26 protein-coding genes and 4 pseudogenes are annotated in these 24,842 nt (G+C 55.0%); 26 read left to right on the top strand and 4 right to left on the bottom strand.

The window, feature by feature from the left end; all coding sequences use genetic code 11:
* The first annotated feature begins 391 nt into the window (after positions 1–391).
* Positions 392–1,316, top strand: a pseudogene (locus HRQ87_RS12085) (aldo/keto reductase).
* Here the strand turns inward: HRQ87_RS12085 and HRQ87_RS12080 are convergent.
* Entirely contained in the window at positions 1,313–1,540 is a 228-nt protein-coding gene (locus HRQ87_RS12080) for a hypothetical protein (RefSeq protein ID WP_174138647.1), read from the bottom strand. The pseudogene HRQ87_RS12085 and the gene HRQ87_RS12080 overlap by 4 nt on opposite strands.
* A gap of 287 nt (positions 1,541–1,827) precedes the next feature.
* On the opposite strand from HRQ87_RS12080, the gene phnC reads away from it, so the two are divergent.
* The 5 genes from phnC (at position 1,828) to HRQ87_RS12055 (ending at position 6,718) form a co-directional block, all read left to right on the top strand.
* Positions 1,828–2,643, top strand: a complete 816-nt coding sequence (phnC, locus tag HRQ87_RS12075) for a phosphonate ABC transporter ATP-binding protein (protein WP_174138645.1) — start codon at positions 1,828–1,830, stop codon at positions 2,641–2,643.
* 95 nt (positions 2,644–2,738) lie between these two features.
* Positions 2,739–3,647 (top strand): phosphonate ABC transporter substrate-binding protein, encoded by a 909-nt coding sequence (gene phnD / locus HRQ87_RS12070; protein ID WP_174138643.1) that lies wholly within the window; start codon positions 2,739–2,741, stop codon positions 3,645–3,647.
* Positions 3,648–3,712: 65 nt separating this feature from the next.
* Positions 3,713–4,588: a phosphonate ABC transporter, permease protein PhnE gene (phnE, locus tag HRQ87_RS12065; RefSeq protein ID WP_174138640.1), complete on the top strand. Its 876-nt coding sequence runs from the start codon at positions 3,713–3,715 to the stop codon at positions 4,586–4,588.
* Positions 4,585–5,898: a phosphonate ABC transporter, permease protein PhnE gene (phnE, locus tag HRQ87_RS12060; protein WP_174138637.1), complete on the top strand. Its 1,314-nt coding sequence runs from the start codon at positions 4,585–4,587 to the stop codon at positions 5,896–5,898. The genes phnE (HRQ87_RS12065) and phnE (HRQ87_RS12060) overlap by 4 nt, the downstream gene beginning before the upstream one ends.
* Positions 5,899–6,088: 190 nt before the next feature.
* The gene (locus tag HRQ87_RS12055; protein WP_174138634.1) at positions 6,089–6,718 is read left to right on the top strand and encodes an LbetaH domain-containing protein; all 630 of its coding nucleotides are present in this window, start codon (positions 6,089–6,091) and stop codon (positions 6,716–6,718) included.
* Between the two features lie 102 nt (positions 6,719–6,820).
* Here the strand turns inward: HRQ87_RS12055 and phnF are convergent, their stop codons facing one another.
* Entirely contained in the window at positions 6,821–7,540 is a 720-nt protein-coding gene (gene phnF, locus HRQ87_RS12050) for a phosphonate metabolism transcriptional regulator PhnF (RefSeq protein ID WP_174138632.1), read from the bottom strand.
* An 81-nt stretch (positions 7,541–7,621) separates the two neighbouring features.
* Between phnF and phnG the strand changes: the two genes are divergently transcribed.
* Genes phnG through phnN form a run of 7 tightly spaced genes read left to right on the top strand, consistent with a single transcriptional unit; the run spans position 7,622 to position 12,586 of the window.
* Positions 7,622–8,077 (top strand): phosphonate C-P lyase system protein PhnG, encoded by a 456-nt coding sequence (phnG, locus tag HRQ87_RS12045; RefSeq protein ID WP_174138629.1) that lies wholly within the window; start codon positions 7,622–7,624, stop codon positions 8,075–8,077.
* Entirely contained in the window at positions 8,077–8,637 is a 561-nt protein-coding gene (gene phnH, locus HRQ87_RS12040; protein ID WP_174138626.1) for a phosphonate C-P lyase system protein PhnH, read from the top strand. The genes phnG and phnH overlap by 1 nt, the downstream gene beginning before the upstream one ends.
* A gap of 1 nt (position 8,638) precedes the next feature.
* Entirely contained in the window at positions 8,639–9,727 is a 1,089-nt protein-coding gene (locus HRQ87_RS12035) for a carbon-phosphorus lyase complex subunit (RefSeq protein WP_174138623.1), read from the top strand.
* Positions 9,724–10,575 (top strand): alpha-D-ribose 1-methylphosphonate 5-phosphate C-P-lyase PhnJ, encoded by an 852-nt coding sequence (locus HRQ87_RS12030; protein WP_174138620.1) that lies wholly within the window; start codon positions 9,724–9,726, stop codon positions 10,573–10,575. The genes HRQ87_RS12035 and HRQ87_RS12030 overlap by 4 nt, the downstream gene beginning before the upstream one ends.
* On the top strand, positions 10,572–11,342 hold the full coding sequence (gene phnK, locus HRQ87_RS12025; RefSeq protein WP_174138618.1) for a phosphonate C-P lyase system protein PhnK: 771 nt from the start codon (positions 10,572–10,574) through the stop codon (positions 11,340–11,342). Before HRQ87_RS12030 ends, phnK begins: the two co-directional genes overlap by 4 nt.
* 3 nt (positions 11,343–11,345) lie before the next feature.
* Positions 11,346–12,029: a phosphonate C-P lyase system protein PhnL gene (gene phnL, locus HRQ87_RS12020; RefSeq protein WP_174138615.1), complete on the top strand. Its 684-nt coding sequence runs from the start codon at positions 11,346–11,348 to the stop codon at positions 12,027–12,029.
* Positions 12,026–12,586, top strand: coding sequence for a phosphonate metabolism protein/1,5-bisphosphokinase (PRPP-forming) PhnN (gene phnN / locus HRQ87_RS12015; RefSeq protein WP_174138613.1), 561 nt, complete (start codon positions 12,026–12,028; stop codon positions 12,584–12,586). Before phnL ends, phnN begins: the two co-directional genes overlap by 4 nt.
* Here phnN and HRQ87_RS12010 read toward each other — a convergent pair.
* Entirely contained in the window at positions 12,568–13,239 is a 672-nt protein-coding gene (locus HRQ87_RS12010) for a DUF1045 domain-containing protein (RefSeq protein WP_174138611.1), read from the bottom strand. The two genes, phnN and HRQ87_RS12010, sit on opposite strands and share 19 nt — an antisense overlap.
* Here HRQ87_RS12010 and HRQ87_RS12005 point away from each other — a divergent pair.
* From HRQ87_RS12005 to HRQ87_RS20245, 7 genes and pseudogenes are all read left to right on the top strand, one after another.
* Positions 13,238–14,431 carry an alpha-D-ribose 1-methylphosphonate 5-triphosphate diphosphatase gene (locus HRQ87_RS12005; protein WP_174138609.1) on the top strand — a complete coding sequence of 398 codons (1,194 nt, stop codon included), beginning with the start codon at positions 13,238–13,240 and terminating at the stop codon, positions 14,429–14,431. The genes HRQ87_RS12010 and HRQ87_RS12005 overlap by 2 nt on opposite strands.
* 572 nt (positions 14,432–15,003) lie before the next feature.
* Positions 15,004–15,267 (top strand): hypothetical protein, encoded by a 264-nt coding sequence (locus HRQ87_RS12000; protein WP_174138607.1) that lies wholly within the window; start codon positions 15,004–15,006, stop codon positions 15,265–15,267.
* 57 nt (positions 15,268–15,324) lie between these two features.
* The gene (locus HRQ87_RS20650) at positions 15,325–15,600 is read left to right on the top strand and encodes a helix-turn-helix transcriptional regulator (protein ID WP_425501571.1); all 276 of its coding nucleotides are present in this window, start codon (positions 15,325–15,327) and stop codon (positions 15,598–15,600) included.
* Between the two features lie 236 nt (positions 15,601–15,836).
* A pseudogene (locus HRQ87_RS20255) lies at positions 15,837–16,711 on the top strand (SDR family NAD(P)-dependent oxidoreductase).
* 2 nt (positions 16,712–16,713) lie between these two features.
* The gene (locus HRQ87_RS11975; RefSeq protein WP_174138597.1) at positions 16,714–17,118 is read left to right on the top strand and encodes a nuclear transport factor 2 family protein; all 405 of its coding nucleotides are present in this window, start codon (positions 16,714–16,716) and stop codon (positions 17,116–17,118) included.
* Between the two features lie 62 nt (positions 17,119–17,180).
* A pseudogene (locus tag HRQ87_RS20490) lies at positions 17,181–17,318 on the top strand (SDR family NAD(P)-dependent oxidoreductase); the annotation flags it as partial.
* Between the two features lie 48 nt (positions 17,319–17,366).
* Positions 17,367–17,534 (top strand): hypothetical protein, encoded by a 168-nt coding sequence (locus HRQ87_RS20245; protein WP_246252166.1) that lies wholly within the window; start codon positions 17,367–17,369, stop codon positions 17,532–17,534.
* A gap of 117 nt (positions 17,535–17,651) precedes the next feature.
* Here the strand turns inward: HRQ87_RS20245 and HRQ87_RS11965 are convergent.
* Positions 17,652–17,920, bottom strand: a pseudogene (locus tag HRQ87_RS11965) (IS5/IS1182 family transposase); the annotation flags it as partial.
* Between the two features lie 4 nt (positions 17,921–17,924).
* On the opposite strand from HRQ87_RS11965, the gene HRQ87_RS11960 reads away from it, so the two are divergent.
* The 6 genes from HRQ87_RS11960 to HRQ87_RS11935 all read left to right on the top strand — a co-directional run bounded on the left by HRQ87_RS11960 (position 17,925) and on the right by HRQ87_RS11935 (position 24,831).
* Positions 17,925–18,167, top strand: coding sequence for a hypothetical protein (locus HRQ87_RS11960; RefSeq protein ID WP_174138595.1), 243 nt, complete (start codon positions 17,925–17,927; stop codon positions 18,165–18,167).
* Between the two features lie 14 nt (positions 18,168–18,181).
* A complete protein-coding gene (locus HRQ87_RS11955; protein WP_174138593.1) occupies positions 18,182–18,436 on the top strand; it encodes an RHS repeat domain-containing protein in 255 nt (84 codons plus the stop codon).
* Positions 18,437–18,798: 362 nt separating this feature from the next.
* On the top strand, positions 18,799–20,592 hold the full coding sequence (locus HRQ87_RS11950; protein ID WP_174138591.1) for an ABC transporter transmembrane domain-containing protein: 1,794 nt from the start codon (positions 18,799–18,801) through the stop codon (positions 20,590–20,592).
* 108 nt (positions 20,593–20,700) lie between these two features.
* Complete coding sequence (locus tag HRQ87_RS11945; protein ID WP_174138589.1) at positions 20,701–22,590, top strand: acyl-CoA synthetase; 1,890 nt, start codon at positions 20,701–20,703, stop codon at positions 22,588–22,590.
* Between the two features lie 181 nt (positions 22,591–22,771).
* On the top strand, positions 22,772–23,224 hold the full coding sequence (locus HRQ87_RS11940; protein WP_174138587.1) for a thiol-disulfide oxidoreductase DCC family protein: 453 nt from the start codon (positions 22,772–22,774) through the stop codon (positions 23,222–23,224).
* Positions 23,221–24,831, top strand: coding sequence for a saccharopine dehydrogenase family protein (locus tag HRQ87_RS11935; RefSeq protein WP_174138585.1), 1,611 nt, complete (start codon positions 23,221–23,223; stop codon positions 24,829–24,831). The genes HRQ87_RS11940 and HRQ87_RS11935 overlap by 4 nt, the downstream gene beginning before the upstream one ends.
* Positions 24,832–24,842: the final 11 nt, after the last annotated feature.

The following is a 24,842-nucleotide window of genomic DNA, read 5'->3' as shown; positions in this document are numbered from 1 at the left end:
CATCATCGCCAATGCCCCCAACCAATAAGGGAATTGAATCAGCCGTTAGGTCATCAATCAAGCAGGAGTTTTTCAACAAAATAGTGCGCTTTGCGGACCTTCACCCTGGATTGCACACAAGTTGCACAAATACAGTGGCTACGACCTTGATTCGGACGGACGGTCTGTCCGCTCCTCCATTGGTAAGGACGCGGGTGAAGGGTTCCAACACAAAACCGCGAAAAATGCTGGCGTCGAGCTCATTTGATGATCCGCCATACGACGCCCAAATTACGGAGGGTCTGTCCTAAGGAGGTATTTCAATAGACTGACAGTTCTCGGGGCCGTCACAAAACAGTCATGCAAAAGGTCTAAGGGTTTCTGCTGATTACTGCACACTTGGAGCGATCTGTTGAAAGAAATCAATGCGCAAGATGGCTCAAAGTTGTCTACACTCTGTTTCGGATGCATGCAATTTGGCGGTACCGCCGATGCTACGGCAAGCCAAGACATGTTCGAAGCGTGCAAAGGGGCGGGCATTAACTTCTTTGACACCGCCCATACCTACACGGGCGGCGCCTCTGAGAGGATGTTAACTGGATCGCGAAAAGCTGATTGTGGCAACCAAGGCTGGCTATACCGGTGGGAGCGACCGCACCAACATTGTTCGACAATTCGATGAAAGCCGCATGCGGCTTGGCCTCGACACAGTCGATATCCTTTATTTGCATCGCTGGGACCCGGAAACACCCTTGCAAGAAACCTTCGAGACGTTGGGCGGTTTGCAGCGATCAGGCAAAATTCGCTATATCGGCGTATCGAACTTTGCTGCGTGGCAGGTGATGAAAGCTCAGGCGGCGGCCAATATTGCGGGAACGCGCATCGACATAATCCAGCCAATGTATTCGCTAGTCAAACGTCAGGCAGAGGTTGAACTGTTTCCAATGGCACTCTCAGAAGAGATCGCCGTCGCCCCTTATTCTCCCCTTGGCAGTGGATTGCTGACGGGCAAGTATTTTTCAGGCGGGACGGGGCGTCTTTCGACGGACAAACGCTATGCCGCCCGCTATGGTCAAAAATGGATGCTCGAGGCGGCACGAGCGTTGTCAGAACTGGCTGCTGAACTGGGCATTGACGCTGCCACGCTTTCCGTCGCCTGGGCCGCCCGCAATGCTGCTGTAACAGCACCGATCATCAGCGCACGCAATGTCGAGCAATTGCAGCCTTCGATGGATGCTAAAGACCTGATGTTGAGCGCGGAAGTTTACGCGCGCATGGAAGCTTTGTCACCAAGACCTGCCGCCGCGACGGATCGGCTTGAAGAAGCCAGCAGTTAGGCTGGTCCGGGAATTTCGCCTTCCCAGTGTTCGCCCATAGCGACAATGCACGATGTTCCGTTTGTGTAGTTCTGTACGATGATCCAGTCACCGTTTCTTTCGGTAACCAAGATTTCGAGCAGCGTTTCGGGGTCCCGCAGACCGCTCCCCTGACGCTCTGCTCCCAGAGCATCGGTCAGCATATGCGCCATTCGCGTGGTGTCATCACAACTCACGTCAGTCATTTGCGCTTCCGCAAGCGCAGGAAAAGAGAAGCAGACTGACAAAGTGAGCGCATATCGAAAGGCCATAAGGCAATCCTAAACGTCTGATTTTCAAAATGTAACAGAATTATGAAGCCGTATGGATAACTGTGGCGCCAAGGCAATATGTGCCAATCATTGCAAAAGCTTGCGCTTTACGTCCCTTGGAAGTGTCATTTTTCTTTTACTTTTATGTAAAGAAACTGACTCAAAACCGTCATCAAACCGTAGCGACAGGCGTTTACGCCCTCACCAAACATGGGGGCGATATGCTGAAGATTGATAAGCTGACCAGGCGGTTCGGGGATAAAACGGCTGTAGATGCTGCAAACATCTTGGTGGAAAAACCGTCAATGATTGGGATCATTGGCCGTTCTGGCGCGGGTAAGTCAACGCTTTTGCGGATGGTCAATTGCCTGAGCGATGCCTCTGAGGGCACGATTACCTTTGAGGGTGAAGAGATCACTGGGATGCGGGGAGCTGCGCGGCGCAATTGGCAATCACGATGCGCCATGATTTTCCAGCAGTTCAACCTCGTCCCCCGCATGGATGTCGTATCAAACGTGCTGCACGGCACCCTGAACAAGCGGTCGACCTTTGCGACAATGTTCAACCTTTACCCGCAATCTGATATCCACCGCGCCATCGAAATCCTTGACCGGCTCGGTATTGCCGAACAGGCCCCGAAACGGGCCGAGGCGCTCTCGGGTGGGCAACAACAGCGCGTGGCGATTGCGCGCGCCTTGATGCAGGACCCGAAAATCATCCTTGCCGATGAACCTATCGCCAGCCTTGATCCGATGAATGCGCAAGTGGTCATGCAAGCCCTGCGCCGCATTCACGAAGAAGACGGGCGCATGGTCATCTCAAACCTCCACACGCTTGATACTGCGCGGCGCTATTGCGATCGCGTAATCGGGATGCGCGATGGGCGGATCGTCTTTGATGGCACGCCAGAGCAGCTGACCACTGGGGTCGCACGTGACATCTACGGGGCTGGCGCGGATTTTTCCGAAGCAGCCACTTCCACCGAAATCGAAACACTGGACAGGTCAAAGGTCCGCGAAGTGAAAGCCTACGCCTGAGCCAGTTTAAGCCTGCGCGTCTGCTGCGGGCCACCCTAATCAACCCGCCCTCAAATAGCTGCAGAGCGGTAGGGCAACAACCCACGGAGATAACAATGGAAAAGACCCTCGCACTGGCGCTTGCCGCCTCCACAGCCCTCAGCATGGGTGCTTTCGCCCAGGAAATCACTGAATTCCGCATCGGCGTTCTGGGCGGTGAAAACGCTCAGGACCGTATGAATTCCTTCCAGTGTTTGTCTGATTACACGACCGAAGCACTCGGCGTGGAAACCAAAGTTTTCGCACCTGCTGATTACAACGGCGTGATTCAGGGCCTGCTCGGCGGTACGCTCGATATGGCTTGGTTGGGCGCATCGTCTTACGCTGCAATTTATCTGCAAGACCCTGAAGCGGTTGAGCCGGTTTTGGTCAAGGTGAACCTTGACGGTTCTATCGGTTATCACTCAATCGGTTTTGCGCGCGTCGATAGCGGCATAACTTCATTGGACGACATGCAGGGCAAGGTTTTTGGTTTCGGTGATCCGAATTCCACATCGGGCTACCTGATCCCTTCCATCGAGATTCCACAAGCCATTGGAAACTCAATGGAATCTGGCGATTTTTTTGGTGAAGTCAAATTTACCGGCGGCCACGAGCAGACCATTGTCGCTGTCTATAACGGTGATATCGACGGCGGCGTTAGCTGGGCTGACGGTCAGGGAAACTGGGAAGACGGGTACAACTCCGGCGCACTGCGCCGTGCGGTTGATGCAGGTCTCGTCGACATGAACGACATGGTGGAAATCTGGAAGTCGAACGTAATCCCTGAGGGTCCCGTGGTTCTGCGCACCGCGCTGCCAGAGGATGTAAAGGCAACTATGATTGAGCTGATGGACAACCTCTACGAAAACGATGCCGAGTGTTCCTACGGCGTCTTTGCGGGCGAGAACCTTGGCGCGCAGCCGGTGACCCACGACACCTATCTCTCGGTAATCGAAGCCCGCAGAGCCGTCATTGGTAACTAAGACATTTTTAGGATGCATCCGGTAGCCCTTTAGGGCTGCCGGTATTTCTTTGTCCGGGGGTCAGGATGGCAGATATATCACTTAGTGGCGTGCCACACCACGTAGACGGCATTCAAGCCAGCTATATGGCGCAGGTACAGCGCCGCAGGCTCTATGGCGGTCTCACCCTTCTGATTTTCGTCGTTCTGATGGTGTCCGGGTTCAATGTCGCAGATGACCGCAACGCTGGCGGTTTCTGGGATGGACTGCATCAGATCGGCGACTACCCCGCCGATGTTCTTTCAGAGGCATGGGAAAAGCGCGCCGATCTGCCTGCCCTCATCGCCAAGTATTTTCCCGCGTTGGTAGAAACAATAAATATCGCCGCTGTGTCGACCCTCATCGGGGCAATTAGCGGCTTGTTCCTGTCGCTGCTCGGCACTCGTGGCTTGGCGAAATGGCCGCGTCTGATCCCCTTGTTCCGCCGCATTTCGGATATCATGCGCGCCGTGCCCGAAATCGTCATCGCACTGGTTCTGATCTTTGTGCTCGGTGGTGGGCCCGTTCCCGCAATGATCGCAATTGCCATCCACACGGCCGGTGCACTGGCCAAGATGTTTTCCGAAGTTTCCGAAAACACCGACTTGAAAGCTGTAGAAGGGCTTGCCTCCACAGGTGCGACATGGTCGCAGCGGATGCTTCTGGGTGTGCTGCCGCAGGTCGCACCGAACTACGTGAGCTACACGCTGTTGCGATTTGAAATCAACATCCGTGCCTCGGCAATACTTGGATTTGTCGGCGCCGGTGGGCTTGGTTATGAGTTGCGAAACGCTATGGCCTGGGGGCCAGGACGTTTTGATGAAGCCGCCGCGATTTTCATCCTTCTGTTCGGCACAATCGTATTCTTCGATCAAGTGTCCAGCCGCTACCGCAATCGTTTGACTGAAGGACAAGGCCAATGACCACTATTGATCTGGACGCGACCAAGTTTGAGGCCGAAAAGCTCTTTCAGCGCAAACGCTTGATTGGCTTTGGCATCCCGGCGGTCATCGCAGTTTATTTCGTCTATATCTTCTTCGCGTTTGACCTGCCTGGTCTTGCAGGACGCGCCAATATGGAAAACGCAGTGACGCTGGCTTCCGACAGCTGGTCCTACAAGGTGCATGTCACCCGGGACAACCGATCGGGAAATGTGACCTATGCCGTCGAAGGCGAACGCAAGGGTACCTACCCGGAGGGCCAGCGCCCCGATTGGGTGACGGGGGATGAAGTCATCACCATCGATCTGGGCGGTGACATCATTGTGCGCTATCTGCCAGACAACCGGACCGAGATCGAAATTCCCGGCTTCCAACTGATTGAGGCGCAGGCCGAGGGGCGCACCGTCACGACCAACCTGCCCGATAATCTGCCCGATTGGATTTCCGCCTCGGACCGCCGCGTGGGCATCACCACACCCGAAGGCCGAATTACCTTGACGGGCGCTCGGACCGAGGTTTTCAATTATTTCCCCGGTTGGGAGCTGTTCTGGTTCACGCTCGACAGCCCCTACTACGGACAGGCCTTGGCCACGATCCTGTTTGGCGACCAGATCGACCCTGCGCGCGACAATATCACTGGCGCAGTGTCCGATTGGTGGAACAACGACATGTGGCGGCACAAGGATGTGGCTTGGGCCATTGGCGAGACGATCCTGATGGCCTTCCTTGGAACGATGGGGGCAGCCATCATCGCCCTGCCGTTGGGCTTTCTAGCAGCCAAACGGTTCTCGCCGTTCATGCTAGTGCGCGCTGCCACCCGCCGCCTGTTCGATTTTGTGCGCGGTGTCGATGCGCTGATCTGGACGGTGGTCCTGGCCCGTGCCTTTGGCCCGGGCCCGCTTACTGGCGCATTGGCAATCCTGATCACGGATACCGGCACCTTTGGCAAAATCTTCTCGGAGGCTTTGGAAAACGTGGATCAAAAGCAAATCGAGGGCGTCGCCTCGACTGGAGCCAAGCCGCTCCAACGCTATCGCTTTGGCGTCATACCGCAGATTGTTCCGGTGCTTCTGGCCCAAATCCTTTACTTCCTTGAATCCAACACCCGCTCTGCCACCATCATTGGCGCGATCACGGGCGGCGGTATCGGCCTCATGCTGACACAAGCGATCCAGACCCAGAAAGACTGGGAGGAGGTTGCATATTATATTGTCCTGATCATCGCCATGGTGATGTTCATGGATTGGTTTTCGGGCTGGCTGCGCGGCAAGCTGATCGGGCGCAAAACCTGATGGCACGCATTCTGATAACCTCACTTCACCAAACGGGTGATCCTGTCATCACGCACGCAGGTCTTCACCGGCCGGACAGACCGACCACGGACAAAAATCGGGTCGCGGCAGGGATTATCGCTTTAGCAGAGGGCCTCACTCTTGAGCGAACCGGCAAGTTCTTTCGGTGGAATGGCGAGGAGCGCGCGTTTTGAGTACGACCAGATTGAAACCGGATGTCCCCTTTATTCATCCCGATTGCGAGATCACAGATGCAACATTCGGACAGTATGTGGAAATTGGCCGAGGTAGCCGCTTGGCGCATTCCCATATGGATGACTATTCATACTGCGACCGGTTTGCCGACATTGCCAATGCCTCCTTGGGCAAATTCTCGAACATTGCAGCCTTCGTGCGGATCGGCGCCACGGACCACCCGATGGAAAAAGCTAGTTTGCATCACTTTCAATATCGCTCGGCCGATTATTTCGAAGATGCAGATCACGATGACGCTTGGTTCGCCCACAGGCGCAGTCGTCGCACGGTGATTGGTCATGATACATGGCTTGGCCATGGCGCGCAGGTCCGGCCCGAAGTGAACATCGGCCACGGGGCAGTTATCGCAGGCGGTGCAATTGTGACAAAGGATGTGCCTCCCTTCATGATCGTGGCAGGCATCCCCGCTGTCCCGCTGCGTCCTCGTTTTGAACCGCGAATTGTTGACAGGCTTATGGAGCTTGCATGGTGGGATTGGCCGCACGCACGCCTGCGCAGCGTGCTTGATGATTTTCGCAACCTCAGTGCAGAGGAATTTCTGGAGCACCACGAGGGCACGATCTGACACCAGACGTCACAAAGTTGTAGCGTTGCGCTGCTAGGAAAAAGCAGGCTTATCATAAGGTTCAAAGCAGATGGATGCGAGTGCTGTGCTGATGAGCAAGCCTCACGTTTCAAGTGTCAACGTTACCCGGTCACCTGCAAACCAAGTGCGACCGTATTCTACGGGCAGCCCACCCTCGCAATGATTTAGACTCGAGGATCTCAGCAGCGGATCGCCTTCGGCAACATGCAACAGCAGCGCGTGGGTTGCCGTGGCGCGGACTGCCGTTAGGCGGGTTGAGGCACGCGTATAGTCGTCGATGCCCACAACACTCAACGCTTGTGTCACGCTGCTTGATTCCTTCAATGCAGTGGTGATGCCTACTAGGCGCGCCAGTGGAAACAAGCTTTCGAATACAGCAACCGGCTGGCCATCTGCCAATGAAAGCCCGTGATAGACACAAACCGGATCGCCGGCCTCGATATGCAACGCCTGAGCCTCGCCGATCGTCGCTGTGCGCTCGTCCAACGCGAGCATGCGCTTTTCGGGCCTGCGGCCCGCGGCGATCAGGTTTTCGTGGAACCGCACGCGCTGGCCAATCGGATAGTCGGTCGGCGTGGCCGCGACAAAGGCCCCTGCACCGCGACGGGTGCGCACTAGCCCTTCCTCGACCAATACAGAAATCCCATGGCGTACTGTGTGGCGGTTCACGCCAAAGCGGTCTGCCAGCGCTGCCTCGGTCGGCAGCTTGTCACCGGGGTTATAGCGCCCTTCGGCCAAATCGCTGCGCAAAGCGTTAGCGATGGCCTTCCAGATCGGGGTTTTGTCAGAACTGTCACGCAAATTTCACAAAACTCTTCTGTCATGAGGACATCCATATGATAGGATATGTATAGTTGTATAGTAAAGAGGCAAGTTGTCGAGATGAAAGAAACTGTGAGCGAAAATAATCCCCGCAAGGCGTGGATGGGTCTGCTGGCTAAAGCGCCCGAAGGCCGTGTGGCCGCACTGTTTGATGCTGAAATATCGCGCCCTGCCTTTACGTGGCTGCGTGCGCCGGAAATTGGCAGCGCGATGGTCCGCGCTCGCGCTGGTGCCACTGGCGCACCCTTCAATCTGGGCGAGATGACGATAACCCGCTGCGCCTTGACGTTGGAAACTGGCGAAGTCGGGCACAGCTATATTCAAGGGCGTCGCAAAGCAGATGCCGAGGTCGCCGCTCTCGTAGATGCGCTTATGCAGACCCCAATGGCAAGTAGGATGCGCGAGGCGGTCCTTGAGCCTCTGGAAGCAGGAATGGCCACCATGAAAGCCGCCCGCGCGGCCAAGGCAGCCGCGACAAAGGTTGATTTCTTTACCATGACCCGAGGAGAAGACTGATGCAGGCAAACACCCTGTCCGGCGGCTTTGCCGATCCAGCCACCCAGTCAGCCCACGCCTTTCGCAGTTTGATGGAGGCCATGGCGCGCCCTGGCGCCATTCAGGATATCCACGGGGCTGCACCCCCAGCCCCGCTGTCGCCCGCGATGGGCGCCGTTCTGCTGACACTCTGCGATACGGAAACACCGGTTTATCTGGCTGGCGACATGGATTGCGAAGCGGCGCGGGCGTGGCTGGCCTTTCACACAGGTGCCCCTTTTGTTGGCCCCGCTCATTGTATGTTTGCGGTTGGCAAGTGGGACGCGCTCGCGCCGCTCGCGGTCTACCCGATCGGCACGTCCGAGTACCCTGACCGCTCGGCCACGCTTATCGTCGAATGTTCCGAACTTGCGGCAGGCGCAACTTTGACGGGTCCCGGCATCAAGGATCAGGCAACGCTTTCCTTGCCAGAAGTGGAAGCGTTTCAGGCCAACCGAACCCTGTTCCCGCTGGGGCTGGATTTCATTTTCACTTGTGGCGAACGCCTCGCGGCTTTGCCCCGGTCAACCAAGGTATCCTGACATGTATGTAGCAGTCAAAGGCGGAGAGCGGGCAATCGAGAATGCCCATGCCTGGCTCGCCGAAGAACGCCGCGGTAACATGGATGTCGCGGAGCTCAGCATTGCGCAAATCCGCGAGCAACTAAGTCTTGCCGTCAATCGCGTCATGGCCGAAGGGTCGCTTTATGATCCGGACCTTGCGGCACTTGCAATCAAGCAGGCACGTGGCGATCTGATCGAAGCGATCTTCCTCATTCGCGCCTATCGCACCACTCTGCCGCGCTTTGGTGCGTCCGAGCCTGTCGATACCCGCATTATGGCCTGCGATCGACGCATCTCGGCCACGTTCAAGGACTTGCCCGGCGGGCAGGTCCTGGGCCCAACATTTGACTACACGCACCGTTTGCTTGATTTTAAACTGGCCGCTGATGGCGAGGTGTCCAAGGCTCCTTCACGTGACGCCGAGACGGGCACTGTCCCGCATGTAACCGAATTCCTGAACCGCGAAGGGCTGATCGAAGAGGCCCCCCATGACGATACGCCGCCCCCGGACCTGACCCGCGAACCGCTGGAAATGCCCGCCGACCGCGCCCTGCGCCTGCAAGCGCTGACCCGCGCGGACGAAGGTTTTACCCTTGGCCTCGCCTACTCCACGCAGCGCGGCTACGGGCGCAACCATGCCTTTGTGGGCGAGCTACGGATCGGGTCGGTGCCGGTTGAGATGGACATCCCCGAACTGGGATTTGCCGTTGAGATCGGAGAAGTGATCCTGACCGAATGCGAGACGGTCAACCAATTCACCGGCTCGAAAACCGAGCCGCCGCAGTTCACGCGCGGCTATGGGCTGGTCTTTGGCCAGACCGAGCGCAAGGCAATCTCCATGGCCTTGGTCGATCGCGCGCTACGCTGGGAAGAATTGGGCGAAGATAACGTTGGCGCACCCGCACAGGACGCAGAATTCGTTCTGTATCACGCAGACAACATTCAGGCGACGGGGTTCCTAGAACATATCAAACTGCCCCATTACGTCGATTTTCAGTCCGAGCTGGAACTGGTGCGCAAGCTCCGTCGCGAAGCGGGTGCGCAACAGGTGCAGGAGGCAGCGGAATGACTGAGTACAACTTCGCCTATTTGGACGAACAAACCAAACGGATGATCCGCCGCGCAATCCTTAAGGGGCTTGCCATTCCCGGCTATCAGGTCCCTTTCGCCTCTCGTGAGATGCCAATGCCCTATGGCTGGGGAACAGGCGGCGTGCAGGTGTCGGCTGCGGTGCTGACGCCCAAGGACACGTTCAAGGTGATCGACCAAGGGGCCGATGACACCACAAACGCCGTTTCAATTCGGACTTTCTTTCAACGCACTGCTGGAGTTGCGACGACCACTGCGACAAGTGATGCCACTGTGATTCAGACCCGGCACCGCATCCCCGAAGAGCCGTTGCACGAGGGTCACATCCTTGTCTATCAGGTGCCGATCCCGGAACCGCTGCGCTTTCTCGAACCCCGTGAAAGCGAGACTCGCAAGATGCACAGCCTTGAAGAATATGGACTGATGCATGTGAAACTTTACGAAGATATCAGCCGCCACGGTCATATCGCGACCTCTTATGCCTATCCGGTCAAGGTCGAAGGGCGCTATGTGATGGATCCCTCGCCGATCCCCAAATTCGACAACCCCAAACTGGGCGATATGGCCGCAATCCAGCTTTTTGGCGCGGGGCGCGAGCAACGTATTTACGCGCTGCCCCCTTATACCCAAGTGGTCAGCCTCGACTTTGAGGATCATCCGTTCGAAGCGTCCAAAGCAGATCACCCCTGCGGAATGTGCGGTGCGACAGACAGCTATTTGGATGAGTTAATCATCGATGACTTAGGTGGGCGGATGTTTGTCTGCTCTGACACCGATTATTGCGAAGCGCGCCAGGCAGCGGGCCACAAAGGAAAGGACGCAGCATGACACCTTTGCTTTCCGTTCAGGGCATCACCAAGCGATATGGTGCGCATATCGGTTGCGCCGATGTGTCTTTTGACCTGTATCCCGGTGAGGTTATGGGGATCGTTGGCGAAAGCGGGTCAGGTAAATCCACCTTGCTCAATTGCATGGCAGGGCATCTGACCCCCGATGCGGGACACGTAGTGTTCGACACCCGCACGGACGGCCCCCGCGACACAATTACGATGTCTGAGCCGGAGCGGCGGATGCTCGGTCGCACCGATTGGGCTTTTGTCCACCAACACGCCCGCGACGGCCTGCGCATGGGCGTCAGCGCCGGTGGCAATGTAGGCGAGCGGTTGATGGCTGTGGGAGATCGTCACTACGGCGACATCCGCGACAAGGCCATGGACTGGCTCGGGCGGGTCGAGATCGACGCGTCACGTGTGGATGATCGACCTAGAACCTTCTCGGGCGGGATGCAGCAACGCTTGCAGATAGCGCGCAACCTCGTGACGGGCCCGCGCCTGGTGTTCATGGATGAACCCACAGGCGGTCTTGATGTTTCGGTTCAGGCACGCCTGCTGGATCTACTGCGGGGTCTGGTGCGTGACATGGGGCTGTCGGCGATCATCGTCACCCACGACCTGGCTGTGGTTCGCCTGCTGGCGGACCGCCTTATGGTCATGAAATCAGGCCGCGTGGTCGAGTCGGGTCTAACAGATCAGGTACTGGACGATCCGCAGCACGCCTATAGCCAGCTTCTTGTCAGTTCCGTTTTACAGGTATGAACCATGATTGAACTCAAAGACGTCTCCAAAACCTTTACCCTGCACAATCAGGGAAGTGCCGTGATCGAAGTGATCAGCGATGTGTCCTTCGCGGTTGCCCCCGGTGAATGCGTGGCGCTCACTGGGGCCTCTGGTGCTGGTAAATCCACGCTGATGCGGATAATCTACGGCAATTACCTGACGCAGGCAGGTGAAATTCGCATTGGCGGTTTGGACATCGTTCGGTCTGAGCCGCGCGACATCATCAAATTGCGCCGTGATGTGCTGGGCTATGTTAGCCAGTTCCTGCGTGTGGTGCCGCGCGTGCCAACGCTAGATGTGGTTGCAGAGCCTCTGCGCGCTTTGGGAGTACCGACAGACGAAGCGCAGGACCGCGCATCGGCGCTTCTGACCCAATTAAACATCCCCGAAAGGCTGTGGTCCTTGTCCCCCACAACCTTCTCGGGCGGCGAGCAACAGCGGGTCAATATTGCACGTGGTTTTGCCCATGCCTACCCCGCGATGTTACTTGATGAACCCACCGCGAGCCTGGACGCTGCGAACCGCGAGGTGGTGCTCTCCTTGATCGAAGACGCCAAAGCGCGCGGCGCGGCCATCATTGGTATTTTCCATGATGAGGCGGCCCGTACCCGAGTCTGTGATCGTGAAATTGATGTTGGCCGCTTTACCCCAGGAATGGCTGCATGACGCTTGCCTCAAAGTCTGGGGGACGCCTCATCGCGGTTGTCGGCCCATCGGGTGTTGGCAAGGACAGCGTGATGGCGGGCCTACACGGCGCAATACCCGATTTGCATCTGGTGCGCCGCGTCATCACACGTGCGCCCGACTTGGGTGGCGAGGATTACGATGCGGTGTCTGTGTCACAATTTGAAGCCTTAGTTGAAGGTGGGGCTTTTGCCGTGCATTGGCGCGCGCACGGGCTGCACTACGGTATTCCGATCACCGTCAAGTACCAGCTTGGCAAGGGCACCGATTGCCTTGTCAATTTCTCCCGCAAGGCCCTGGCCCAAGCCGCCGAGATTTTCCCACGCCTCGTAGTTCTCAACATCACCGCGAAACCGGAAACGCTTGCGCACCGTCTCGCCGCGCGGGCTCGTGAGACTGAAGAAGAGATCAGCAAACGCCTTGCCCTGGCTGACAAGCCCTTGTCGACTGGGCTCAAGGTGATCAACCTCACAAACGATGGTCCGCTGTCCCAGACCATCGCCCGGGGGGCGGCACTGCTTCAGCCGGTGAGTTTGTAGCGATGGATCACCTCAAACCGGCCATCTTCCCGCTCACCACACAAAGCGATCTGATCCAACACAAAAAGGTTAGGCAGGTCTGGCAAATGACGCCGCACAGCAGTCGACCATACGGCGATGTCATCCTGCGGCAGCCGCGCCGTCGGGGTCATGTGGAACCGAAACTCCTCCATCACGTAAGGATAGCCCCATTGCACCAACAGCGCCTCTTGCAGTGGGCTCAGACCAACTTTGCGGCGGCGCGCGAGTTCTGCCTCGGAAGCTGGGGCGCGAAACGGATCAAGCTCTCGCACACAGACCCCAGCAACCCGGCGCACAGCGTGCATATCGCCTTGCGGAGTCAGCGCCAGAAAACCGCCCAAGGTCGTCAATTCCAAGCCGTCACATATGGCCGGCGCGAGGTTGACAGCAAGGTCAGATGCGGCAGCTTCCAGAGCCGGCACATTTTGCCATTCTGCCAGGCGAAATGGCGGTTTCAAAGTCGCATGAAACCCGTATTTGCGCGGTGTCATCGTGATGTCATCCAAACCCAGCATATCTGGCTGGGGTGTCTCACGGCCATGCAACACATCCCAACCAAGCCAAGATGCACCGAAATCGGCCAAGGGCCCTACCGGCGGCACATAGTAAATTGCAAATCGAGAGTATGACATGAATTCCCCTTTTCCCACGTCCTCTTTGACAAAGGCTTGTGACAACGATGTGTCAAGCAACCTATGTCTCGCCAATGCACAGCTTGTGTTGGAAGATCAGGTACTCACTGGTGCGGTGACAATCGAACAAGGCGTCATTTGTGACATTACTGAAGGGGATCATGTACCAACCGGTGCCCTGGACTGTGCCGGTGATCTCGTTATTCCCGGTCTTGTCGAACTGCATACAGACAATGTCGAACGCCATATCGAACCGCGCCCAGAGGTGGACTGGCCACATTTGCCTGCCCTGATTGCGCACGATGCAGAGCTGGCGTCCACTGGTATCACGACGGTGTTTGACGCCATGCGGGTGGGGTCCATCCACAGCGGTAAGGGACGCTACATCGACTACGCCCGAAAGCTGGCGGATGAACTCTTGGCAGCGCGCGCACAAGGGTATTTCAAGATCAGTCATTTCCTTCATCTGCGGGCCGAAATCTGTTCAGAGACGCTGCTTGAGGAATTGGCGGCGTTCGGATCGTCAGACAGGGTCGGCATCGTCAGCCTGATGGATCACACCCCGGGCCAGCGCCAGTTCCGTGACCTGACCGCACTGAAAACCTACGTCGCCAAGAAGCGCGGGATGAACGACGCGGAGTTTGCCGAACATGTTGAGACCCTTTTGGGTCTGCAAAAACGCCTCGGGGCAAAGCACGAGGTGGGTGCAGTGAAAGAGGCCCGCCGCCTGGGCGCAGTTCTGGCCAGCCATGATGATACCACGGCCGATCATGTCGGAACCTCAGCGGGGAACGGCGTGGGGTTTGCCGAGTTTCCCACAACGGTTGAGGCCGCAGCCGCCTGTCGCATCCACGGCATTGCCGTGATGATGGGTGCACCCAACCTGATCCGCGGCGGATCCCACTCCGGCAATGTTGCGGCGGAGGATCTCGCAAAAGCCGATCTTCTCGACATCGTCTCGTCAGACTACGTGCCTTCAGCGCTGCTTTTGTCGGCCTTCCGCCTTGCAGATATTTGGAATGACCTGCCCCGCGCTATTGCTACCGTGACCAGCAACCCCGCGAGTGCCGTGCGGTTGCATGACCGTGGTGCTTTGAAAACAGGATTGCGCGGTGATGTTCTGCGTGTGCGCCAAATCGGCGAAACACCTCTTCTCCGCGGTGTCTGGAGCCAAGGCAATAAAGTTGGCTGAGGCTTTTGAAGTCTCGGCCGCTTAGGACCCAAAGATTTCATGAAACTGTCGCGTCATTGATACGCACACCCATCATTCATCCAGCTGATATCGGACAGACCATTCTTACTCGCTCAAACGAGCCGCAATTGAATCAAGTCAATTGTCCCGCCAAACACCCTGCAGGGCGCGCCAGAAGGCGATTTCAAGTTGCACATACAATGCAAACGGCATGAGATAGGTTGTTGAATTTCAATTGAAACCCGCCCAATCCATCACCGAACAGACGCACTAAACCATCCTCGAATGACCGCTTCGCACCTTTTTCAGACCTTGGTGCGAATTGCAGCATGCTGTATTTTGGGCTCTTTGCCGACTCTTGACAAAAATTGATGTCTCTCGGTTCCGTGCTAAGATCATCGGATGACTGGGATTTCGACAACTATAGTGAATTTGCCCGCCGGTGGTGGGCGTTTCGAGTTGTCGGAGCATTCCCTTGGCATATTTATTACTGACCAGCCCAGACATCACATCACGCGTGATGCGTCGGGAGCAAAGTTATTGCCACTCTTGGAAAACATCAGGGCTGGATATTGTCGCGCGATAGCGAAGGCTATTGTGAGCATGATCAAGATCTGGGTCTTTTGACTATCAGTTTTGGCCGCCAAATCCTCAAAGAAGTCGGTCTTCGTGACAACTTCGGGTTTCACGATATCTTCGGAGACATTGATCCGATCCTCCTGAATCTTTGCCTTGGCGGGGAAGATTTCGGGCGTGGAGGCACCTTGTATCGCGAAACAATGCATCGTGCCCTCGCAGCACAACTGGTGCAACTTATTCAGCCTGCATCTGAGTAGAAGCTTGGGGTTGAAGACGTACGCATTCGGAAAGTTCTGGACTATATCCACGATCATTTGTCAGACGATATTTCTTTGCTCGCGATGGCGAATGAAGCGACCCTGAGTGCAACGCATCTTTCAAAGGCTTTCAAAAACAGCGTTGGCGTTTCACTCCTTCAATATGTTATCGCAGCGCGAATGGATTTGGCGTCAGTTTATCTTCGCACAACAGAATTAAGCGTTGCCACGATTTCATGGCGTGTCGGTTACGATGACGCCAGTCGTTTCAATCAGCATTTTAAACGCAAGTTCAAAACGACACCGGCCACATTTCGGTCCCACTCCGCCTAGGAGCAAGACGTTGGGCAGTCAGAATACTAATGGCGCAACTTCAACTTGAGTGGGCATAAAGCTCTTGGTCACGTCGAAATGCCAAGAATCACATAGACAAAGACAGGATTCGCACCTGCCAAGTCCCCATCTGTTTGCCATTCTTTCATCATCACAACTTGCAATTGCTTGAGTGGGATGTCGACTGACCATTTGTTGTCGTCCCTTCAGGTGAACAAATTCTTGGAGGAAACCCTATGTCCGACGAAATGAACCAAACGCGCCGTGCGATACTGGCCGGTGGCGCGGCGGTTGCCGTCTCAGTGGCCGCGACCGCCGCGACTGCCAACAGTTTGAACTCCAGTAGCGCTCCGATACAACTCAACCCAAATGGTCGTTTTGTAGGCAAGGTCATTGCCGTGACAGGCGGCAATTCTGGGATCGGCGCTGCGACCGTGCGTGCCTTTGCGATGGAGGGCGGTCAGGTCGTCTTTGGGGCGCGACGTGATGAGTTGGGCCGCCAACTTGAAGTGGCACTTCGCGACGCAGGTGGCGCCGTCACTTGGGTGCAGACGGATGTCCGGGATCCTGCGCAGGTTGAACGCTTCATCACCGCCGCGACCTAGACCTATGGTCGCCTCGACGTGCTCTTTAACAATGCCGGGACTTTTATGACGCCCGCCCTCATCAAGGACATTCCCGTCGAGAATTTTGACGACATGATGCTTACGAACGCGAACGGCGTCTTCTACGGTATGAAATACGCCATTCCGGTGATGAAGTCACAGGGCAATGGCGTCATCGTCAACATGGCGTCCATCGCGGCTTTGCTAACACAGCCCACTACAACGCGTCAAAGCATGCTGTTCTGGGACTGACCAGGGCAGGCGCACAGCTTGCCAAGGACAACATCCGGGTTGCCTCCATTTCGCTGCTCGCCGTGGACACGCCGATGCTCGAAGAGAGCTTTGAGTTCCAAGGGCTGACCCATGAGGGTATGGCCGATTTCTTCGTGACGCCGCGCATCATGGACCCGCAAGAGATGGCCGAGGGCGTCCTGTTCCTTGCTTCAGATGCCGCTACAGCGTTCAACGGCACGGATTTCGACGCGACTGGCGGCCAGTTGGCCTGAACTTGCTTCAAATAGGAGATCAAAATGAAACACCTGATGAAAGCAGCACTTTGCAAGTGCCTGATGATAGGAAGCAGCGCCTTTGCAGCTTCTCCCCGAAAGGGTTTCCCACAAAGGTGTCTGGAAAAGGGGCTCTGATCAAGCACTACGCTGAATTGCCTGATTTGACTGGCAGAATGGAGTTCTTTGATCGACAAGCATTTGTTTTGGAGGGAACAAACACGTTGCTGCTTAAGTATCGAGGAGAGATCGAGGTGCTTCCGACGGGTCGCCGATATGACAATAGGTACATCGGGTTTTTTTCATTCAATGCGGCAGGACTTATCGAGATGTTCGAAGAGTACTTCGATCCCAATGTTCTTGCGGACGCATGGGCCGGTGATCCCTCATCCGGCTTCGGAAGCTAACTTCATAAACTCACTCTGATTAAAACGACGAAAGGGGTTTCTCTTGGGCAAAAACTTGGTTCATCACCGGCGCGTCGAGCGGGTTTGGTTCGGAGTTTGCAAAAAACGCAATCAAGTCAGGCGACAACGTGGTCGCGACCGCACGTCGACTTGAGCCACTTAAGGAAATTGCAGCAATCGCACCGAACCAGGTCATCCCACTTGCAATGGATGAGTACAGTGACGTTCTCGGGGTGACGAGGGAGTTCATGCGCTTGGTCAGCGGAAAACAAGCAGGTGATCCAGCCAAAGCAGCAAGGGCGCTATCTCAGGTTCTTTCCAGTGAAGAAGTGCCTCTTCGTTTGGTGCTGGGTGATGAGGCCGTCGACGCGATCCGGACGCATTCGGCAGAGTTGTTTTCAAGCCTGCGAACTTAGGAAACGACATCGCGCTCTGTGAGCCACGGCGGTGTTGAATCTTAGCATGACGACTTTGCGCCTTACAAAAGTGGTGTTGGGGAGCTTTAGCATAGTGACTCTGCTTCTAGCTCTGAGAGTGTCCGCGATCAGGCGTTCGGGATGCAAATCGAACCTCTCTTTGACGCGGTTCAGCATCGTCCTGGTCGACCCGACCTCGGCTTGTCGGATTGATCTGGTCGCTTCCACGTTGACGATAACACCGTGGTCGGTGTCGATCAGGTAATTGTCGGAATAGGCAACGAATGCGCTCCAAAGGCTCACCCTTGCGAGCCGCCGTCCATTGGCCTGCAGGGTCGGAATGGGACGTTAACTTGGGGTTGCACCTCACTCGCCGCCCCGAACGATCCGTTGCGACCCAGTCTCAGCATCGACTGGGACGCCTACGGCTATACCTACAACGCCGCGAACCGGATGGACAGCTTCTCGATCAACGGCGTGGTGCAGTCGGAATATGTCTATAATGCCGCCGGTCAGCAGGTCATCCGCAGGCTGACACAAGAGGGCCGGACGCTGCATTCGGCCATGATCTGGACGGTCAGCGCATCGCGGAATATGAATACGATCCGGCAGCCGGGACAAGCACCCTGCTGAGGGAATACGTCTGGATGGACATGACCCCCGTCGCCGTGATCGAGGCCGGGCAGGTCTACTTCATCCGAGCCGACCACATCGGACGGCCCTTGTTCGCGACCAACACCGCAGGCACCAAAGTCTGGCAGGCCACATACCTGCCCTTCGGCGGCATCCACACAACATCGGGCGACGCAATCAACCTGCGCTTCCCCGGCCAATGGTTCCAATCCGAATCCGGCCTCCACCAAAACTGGATGCGGGATTATGATCCGACAACATGGCGCTAAAACGAGCACTTGGGGCTGTATGAAAGCGTGGCAAGCCAAATCACTTTGATCTCAACATTATCATCAGTTCGATTCAATATGGAAAATGAAGCAATTACTCAGACTCAAATGAAAAAGCTTTCAGTAGAATTTTCTTAGTCCCGGAAGCGTAGGACACTTATATTCCAAGTTGTTGATTCTATTAAAGTACACTTAGCTAAGTCGTGGGACACAGGAGTATCGATTTTATTGTGAAAACCTATTTCCGCGAGCCCGCCGCCCGCTCCAGAATTCCTTTTATTTTTCATCCGCGACCACCTGTACCTTGTTGCCAGTGCCGGTCTTGACTAAGACGGATCAGAGCAACGTAAAGGACGACTAAGATGGCGTCAGCGCCTTTGGCAAAAGAAGAAGAACGCGCAAAATCAAAGAAAATAGGTGCGTTGTCGGGGCTTTTGCCGTTTTTATACCCATACAAATGGCTGATCATTTTCGCCAGTTTGGCACTGGTCATCACGGCAGGGGTTTCGTTGCTTTTGCCCATTGCAGTGCGGCGCGTGGTTGATAACTTCAACGCCGCAGATGCCGAAATCTTGAATCAGTATTTTCTGGCCGCGGCCGGTATTGCGGCCCTTTTGGCCATTGGCACGGCTCTGCGGTATTATCTGGTGACACGGCTTGGCGAACGGGTTGTTGCAGATATCCGCAAAGCTGTTTTCCAGCGTGTTGTTGGTATGTCGCCCGGATTTTACGAAAATATTATGACGGGCGAGGTGTTAAGCCGGATTACGACAGACACGACATTGATCTTGTCTGTCATTGGATCATCAGTGTCTGTGGCATTAAGAAATGTTCTGATCCTGATCGGTGGGCTATTCTTGATGCTTTTGACGTCGGCCAAGCTGACTGGGTTGGTCTTGTTGATCGTGCCCACAGTGATTGTACCGATCATCGTTCTGGGGCGGCGATTAAGGGTGTTAAGCCGCGAAAATCAGGACTGGATTGCTGCATCATCCGGCAATGCATCAGAAACGCTTAGTGCCATTCAGACCGTACAATCTTTTACACATGAGGCCGAAAGCCGCAAAAAGTTTGATCACTTGACCGAAGAAAGCTTTGTGTCAGCGAAAAAGCGGATCGGGACACGGTCATTGATGACGATGATCGTTATTTTCCTGATCTTTTCTGGCATAAACGGCGTTCTTTGGATCGGAGCCAACGATGTGCGCGGCGATATGATGACGCCGGGCGAATTAGTGCAGTTTGTCATTTTCTCGGTCATGGTTGCGGGTGCTGTCGCCGCCTTGTCAGAGATTTGGGGTGAATTGCAGCGTGCCGCAGGTGCGACTGAACGACTGGTTGAGCTGTTGAATGTCGAAGACAATGTGCGCGATCCGGAAACGGCGCAGGCTTTGCATGATGCGGAAAAAGGCGCTGTCAGTTTTGAAAGCGTGACTTTTCATTACCCCGCACGTCCGTCGCAGGCGGCATTGGATCATGTGAATTTGCATGTCAAACCGGGTGAAACTGTTGCTTTGGTTGGGCCTTCAGGGGCTGGAAAATCGACTATTATTCAGTTGCTACAGCGGTTTTATGATCCTGATGCGGGTCGGATTACGCTGAACGGCACTGATTTGCGTGACATGGCGCGTCATGATTTTCGCCGTGCAATCGCATTGGTTCCGCAAGAGCCTGTGATCTTTGCCGCCAGCGCGCGTGATAACATCCGTTTTGGCTTGCCTGGTGCATCGGATGCTGACGTTGAACAGGCGGCACGTGCAGCCGCGGCCCATGATTTTCTAACGGCCTTGCCGGACGGATATGACACCTATGTCGGCGAACGTGGTGTGATGTTATCGGGTGGGCAGAAACAACGCATTGCGATTGCCCGTGCGATTTTGCGGGACGCACCGGTTTTGTTGCTGGACGAGGCGACATCAGCACTGGATGCCGAAAGCGAACGCGCTGTTCAAACCGCGGTCGAGGCATTGAGTGCAAATCGCACAACGCTGATCGTCGCGCATCGGCTGGCAACTGTGAAAAAAGCGGACAGAATCATTGTGTTTGATCAAGGGCGGATCGTGGCTGAAGGGTCTCATGATGAATTGGTTGGGGAAGGGGGGCTGTATGCCCGTCTTGCACGATTGCAATTTACCGACGGACTCGCGGCAGAGTAGTTTTTTCCCTGCGTCATACTTGCCAGATGCTGCGTTTCTGACCATCTTCCGCTACAGTGAAAAAAATCGGTTCGAAAACATCGAACCACAAGGGAGGAAATGACGGTAATGCAATTCGCGACGATTGATCAAAAAAAGGCCATTGAAACGGAAATGGCTTATGAAGCGCGGGATCTTCCCGTTACGACATACGAGCTTCTGACAAGGACCAAAACAAAATTTGGCAATCGCCCTGCCGTTTCCTTTCAGCTTTTTTCCGATCCCGATGCCAAAGCTGAAACGCTTACGTGGAATGAAATTCATACAAAAATCACGCAAGCCGCCAATTTGTTTCGTGGTCTGGGTGTTGGTGAAGATGATGCTGTCGCCTATCTGTTGCCCAACTGTAATGAAGCGAACATAACGCTGATCGCGGGCACTGTTGCAGGCATTGCAAACCCGATCAACCCGCTGCTAGATGCCGAACAAATCGGTGGGATTTTGCGTGAAACCAACGCAAAGGTGCTGGTCACACTCAAAGCTTTTCCCAAAACAGATGTTGCCCAAAAGGCAGCTGATGCCGCCGCATTGGCCCCAAATGTGACCCACATTATCGAAGTGGATCTGCTGCGCTATCTGACGGGATTGAAAAAGTTCATCGTTCCGCTGATCCGGCCAAAGGTCGACGTAAAGCACAAGGCGACGGTTCTGAATTTTTCCGATGCGGTCGCTAAACAAAACAGCACACTTGATTTTGAAGACAGCAAGACTGATCGTGTTGCCGCCTATTTCCATACCGGCGGCACGACGGGCATGCCGAAAGTCGCCCAACACAAATATTCAGGCATGATTTACAACGGCCTTATGGGCGCAAGCATTCTGTTTACTGAAAAAGACAAGATCATCTGTCCGCTGCCGATGTTCCATGTTTTCGCCTGCTATCCGATCTTTATGGCCATGATTTACAGCGGTGCCCATGTGATTTTCCCAACACCGCAGGGCTATCGTGGGGAAGGCGTGTTCGACAACTTCTGGAAGCTGATCGAACGGTGGGAGGTGACGTTTATGATCACCGTTCCAACGGCCATATCCGCCCTGATGCAGCGCCCAGTAAACGCGGATGTATCATCGCTGAAAACAGCGTTTTCGGGGTCATCCCCTTTGCCGGTCGAATTGTTCAAACGCTTTGAAAAAGCATCTGGCGTGAAGATCGTCGAAGGTTATGGTTTGACCGAAGCCACCTGTCTGGTGTCATGCAACCCGATTGATGGTGAAAAGAAAATCGGTTCCGTCGGGCTGCCGTTTCCTTATACAGACGTCAAAATTCTGACCCATTCCCCGGATGGCGTAAAAGAATGCGCTGTCGATGAGGTAGGTGAGATTTGTATCGACAACCCAGGCGTATTTGCTGGATCCACCTATACCGAGCACGATAAAAACCACGAGTTGTTTCACCATGATGTCTATTTGCGCACCGGTGATCTGGGGCGCATTGATGCGGATGGTTATCTTTGGATTACAGGGCGCGCCAAGGATTTGATCATTCGTGGGGGCCATAATATTGACCCCGCCGAGATTGAAGAGGCTTTGGCCGGTCATGAAGATGTGGCCTTTGCCGGTGCAATCGGCCAACCCGATGCCCACGCAGGCGAGCTGCCATGCGTTTATGTCGAACTGATTGATGGTGCCACTGCAACGACCGATGATCTGATGGCATATGCGAACGAACACGTTCATGAACGTGCTGCACAGCCAAAATATGTTGAGATCATGGATGAACTTCCAAAGACCGCAGTCGGTAAAATCTTTAAGCCGGACCTGCGCAAAATGGCGATCAAACGTATTTATAATGCAGCCTTGGCGGATGCTGATGTAAATGCCGAAGTGGTCAGCGTTGTCGAAGATAAAAAGCGTGGTCTTGTCGCCAAGGTTAATAAAACCGGGGATGTCACAGACGAGGCTGTCAGCCATGTTCTGGGCAATTTTGCGCGTCCTTGGGATTGGGCAGAGGCCAGCTGATCATAAGCTTTTAATTTCCCTTCGGCATGCGTATTCAAAGCAGAAAGAAGATATTTTCTTTGTTTTGGGTACTGTTGCCGAAGGTATGACATTTACGAAGTCATATTCGTCCGCGTCACACTGGCACATTATCTTTTCCCTTTTTATCAGCACTCTATCTATCGATCAGAGGGATAAGAAAATGTCAGCGCCTGCCTATAGCTACCGTACCGATCCGGATGTACCCAAGTTTGATGATCAAACGCCGATTGCGTTCATGGATGGTGATTGCACGCTTTGTACATTCGGCGCGCGTATGATTGATATTCTGGATAAAAGTGGCGATATCCGAATTTGCCCGGTGCAAACCCCACTGGGGCAGGCCGTTCTGACGCATTACAATATCAAGCAGGATGATCCTGAAACATGGCTGGTTCTGGATCAGGGTCAAACCTATCAGGGGATCGAAGCGATGATCCATGTGGGTCGCCGTTCCGGTGGATGGGGGCGCGTGCTTATTGCACTTGAGATTTTGCCGCGTGCCGTACGTGGATGGCTTTATCGGCGGATTGCGCGTAACAGGTATTCTGTCTTTGGGCGCACAGATATGTGTGCGGTCGCAGGGCCGGGGTTGCGGGCAAGGTTGATCAAATGAAAGTTGTTATTCTGGGTGGCTATGGCGTTTTTGGCGAACGCACGGCCCGTCTTCTGGTGCGCGATGGGCATGACGTTGTTATCGCAGGGCGTTCTATGGAAAAAGCGCAGATACTGGCAGATGATCTGGATGCAACTGCATTAACTTTGGATCGAACCGGTGACCTGTCGCTGTTGTTGACGGTTAAGCCTGATGTGGTTGTCGATGCCGCGGGCCCTTTTCACAGCTATGGCGATGATCCGTATCGTTTGGCGCATTTCGCATTAAGTCATGGTATTCATTATCTTGACCTGGCCGATGATGCGGATTTCTGCATTGGGCTGGCGCAACTTGATGATCTGGCCAAAGAAAACGGGTGTTTTGCCTTGTCGGGGCTTTCAAGTGTTCCGGCCGTGTCCTCGGCCGTTGTTCAGGAATTGTCCAAGGATATGGACAGCATCGAGATGATCGATACCGCGATTCTGCCGGGCAATCGGGCCCCACGGGGTAAATCGGTTGTGGCCGGCATTTTATCACAGGCGGGTACCGATATTCCGATGATGATCGGTGGCAAATGGCAGATGCGGCGCAGTTGGTCCGGGCCGGTTGCCTATGATCTGTCCAGTGATATGCGGCGTAAAGGCTGGCTGATCGAGGTGCCCGATCTAAAAGTATTCCCCGAAGTTTTTCAGGCCCGCAGTGTTTTCTTTCGCGCAGGGCTTGAACTGGGCGTTATGAATTATGGGCTGGCCGCGATATCCTGGATGCGCAGCAAGGTAATGTTTCCTGTGCAGAACTGGTTGATCGTGACGATGCTTTTTTCCGCCAAAATGCTTTGGTTCTTAGGCAGTGATCGCGGCGGAATGGTGGTGCATGTCACGGGGGCGACCGCAGGCACACATATACGGCGCAGTTGGCGTTTGGTGGCCGAACAGGGCGAAGGCCCTTTTATTCCCGCTGTTGCCACCCGCGCAGCTTTGCGAAACCCTCAGGGCATCGCCCCAGGTGCCCGCGTATCAGCCGCTGTGATAAGCTTGCACCAGATCGAAGACGCGGTGTCCGATCTGGCTGTGATCACCACGACAGAAGAAACAGAATTACAACCTATTTTTCAAACAGTGCTGGGGCCCGTTTTCAGAGAATTGCCCCCATTGGTTCAGGCGTCACATCAGACGTATGGTGTGCTGCGTTTGGTTGGAAAATCCACAGTCACCCGTGGAACCGGTCTTATCTCACGTCTTTTGGGGTGGGTATTTCGATTTCCCAAAGCGGATGATGATATTTCGGTTGAGGTGGTAAAGATCCGCACACAATCAGGCGAAACATGGCACCGGCATTTTGGAAAGCAGACCTTTAAAAGCCATCTTGCCCCTGCAACCAATGGTATGACTGAACGGTTTGGTCCGTTCACCTTCTTGCTTGGTCTTCAGGTAAAAGGGGATGCTTTGGTGTTTCCTGTTACATCTGCAAAGATATTCGGCGGAATTCCGATGCCCAAATGGCTGTTACCAATCAGTGTGTCGCATGAGACACAATCAGAGGGTAAATTTCGCTTTGATGTCCGCTTGTCTGCACCCTTGGGTATCGGTTTGGTTGTGCATTATCGCGGATATTTGGAACCTGTATAACGGCCGCTCAT

The sequence above is a fragment of the Parasulfitobacter algicola genome (assembly GCF_013315265.1).
Taxonomy (GTDB): Bacteria; Pseudomonadota; Alphaproteobacteria; order Rhodobacterales; family Rhodobacteraceae; genus Parasulfitobacter; species Parasulfitobacter algicola.
Note: the sequence above shows the minus strand (reverse complement) of the source record. Positions and strands in the feature narration are given on the sequence as shown.

What these genes read in the sequence shown, in the direction of transcription:
- HRQ87_RS12080 (WP_174138647.1), bottom strand. Translation starts at nt 1,540, where the DNA reads ATGACTGACGTGAGTTGTGATGACACCACGCGAATGGCGCATATGCTG.
- phnC (WP_174138645.1), top strand. Translation starts at nt 1,828, where the DNA reads ATGCTGAAGATTGATAAGCTGACCAGGCGGTTCGGGGATAAAACGGCT.
- phnD (WP_174138643.1), top strand. Translation starts at nt 2,739, where the DNA reads ATGGAAAAGACCCTCGCACTGGCGCTTGCCGCCTCCACAGCCCTCAGC.
- phnE (WP_174138640.1), top strand. Translation starts at nt 3,713, where the DNA reads ATGGCAGATATATCACTTAGTGGCGTGCCACACCACGTAGACGGCATT.
- phnE (WP_174138637.1), top strand. Translation starts at nt 4,585, where the DNA reads ATGACCACTATTGATCTGGACGCGACCAAGTTTGAGGCCGAAAAGCTC.
- phnG (WP_174138629.1), top strand. Translation starts at nt 7,622, where the DNA reads ATGAAAGAAACTGTGAGCGAAAATAATCCCCGCAAGGCGTGGATGGGT.
- phnH (WP_174138626.1), top strand. Translation starts at nt 8,077, where the DNA reads ATGCAGGCAAACACCCTGTCCGGCGGCTTTGCCGATCCAGCCACCCAG.
- HRQ87_RS12035 (WP_174138623.1), top strand. Translation starts at nt 8,639, where the DNA reads ATGTATGTAGCAGTCAAAGGCGGAGAGCGGGCAATCGAGAATGCCCAT.
- HRQ87_RS12030 (WP_174138620.1), top strand. Translation starts at nt 9,724, where the DNA reads ATGACTGAGTACAACTTCGCCTATTTGGACGAACAAACCAAACGGATG.
- phnK (WP_174138618.1), top strand. Translation starts at nt 10,572, where the DNA reads ATGACACCTTTGCTTTCCGTTCAGGGCATCACCAAGCGATATGGTGCG.
- phnL (WP_174138615.1), top strand. Translation starts at nt 11,346, where the DNA reads ATGATTGAACTCAAAGACGTCTCCAAAACCTTTACCCTGCACAATCAG.
- phnN (WP_174138613.1), top strand. Translation starts at nt 12,026, where the DNA reads ATGACGCTTGCCTCAAAGTCTGGGGGACGCCTCATCGCGGTTGTCGGC.
- HRQ87_RS12005 (WP_174138609.1), top strand. Translation starts at nt 13,238, where the DNA reads ATGAATTCCCCTTTTCCCACGTCCTCTTTGACAAAGGCTTGTGACAAC.
- HRQ87_RS12010 (WP_174138611.1), bottom strand. Translation starts at nt 13,239, where the DNA reads ATGTCATACTCTCGATTTGCAATTTACTATGTGCCGCCGGTAGGGCCC.
- HRQ87_RS20245 (WP_246252166.1), top strand. Translation starts at nt 17,367, where the DNA reads ATGCGCTTGGTCAGCGGAAAACAAGCAGGTGATCCAGCCAAAGCAGCA.
- HRQ87_RS11955 (WP_174138593.1), top strand. Translation starts at nt 18,182, where the DNA reads ATGGACATGACCCCCGTCGCCGTGATCGAGGCCGGGCAGGTCTACTTC.
- HRQ87_RS11950 (WP_174138591.1), top strand. Translation starts at nt 18,799, where the DNA reads ATGGCGTCAGCGCCTTTGGCAAAAGAAGAAGAACGCGCAAAATCAAAG.
- HRQ87_RS11945 (WP_174138589.1), top strand. Translation starts at nt 20,701, where the DNA reads ATGCAATTCGCGACGATTGATCAAAAAAAGGCCATTGAAACGGAAATG.
- HRQ87_RS11940 (WP_174138587.1), top strand. Translation starts at nt 22,772, where the DNA reads ATGTCAGCGCCTGCCTATAGCTACCGTACCGATCCGGATGTACCCAAG.
- HRQ87_RS11935 (WP_174138585.1), top strand. Translation starts at nt 23,221, where the DNA reads ATGAAAGTTGTTATTCTGGGTGGCTATGGCGTTTTTGGCGAACGCACG.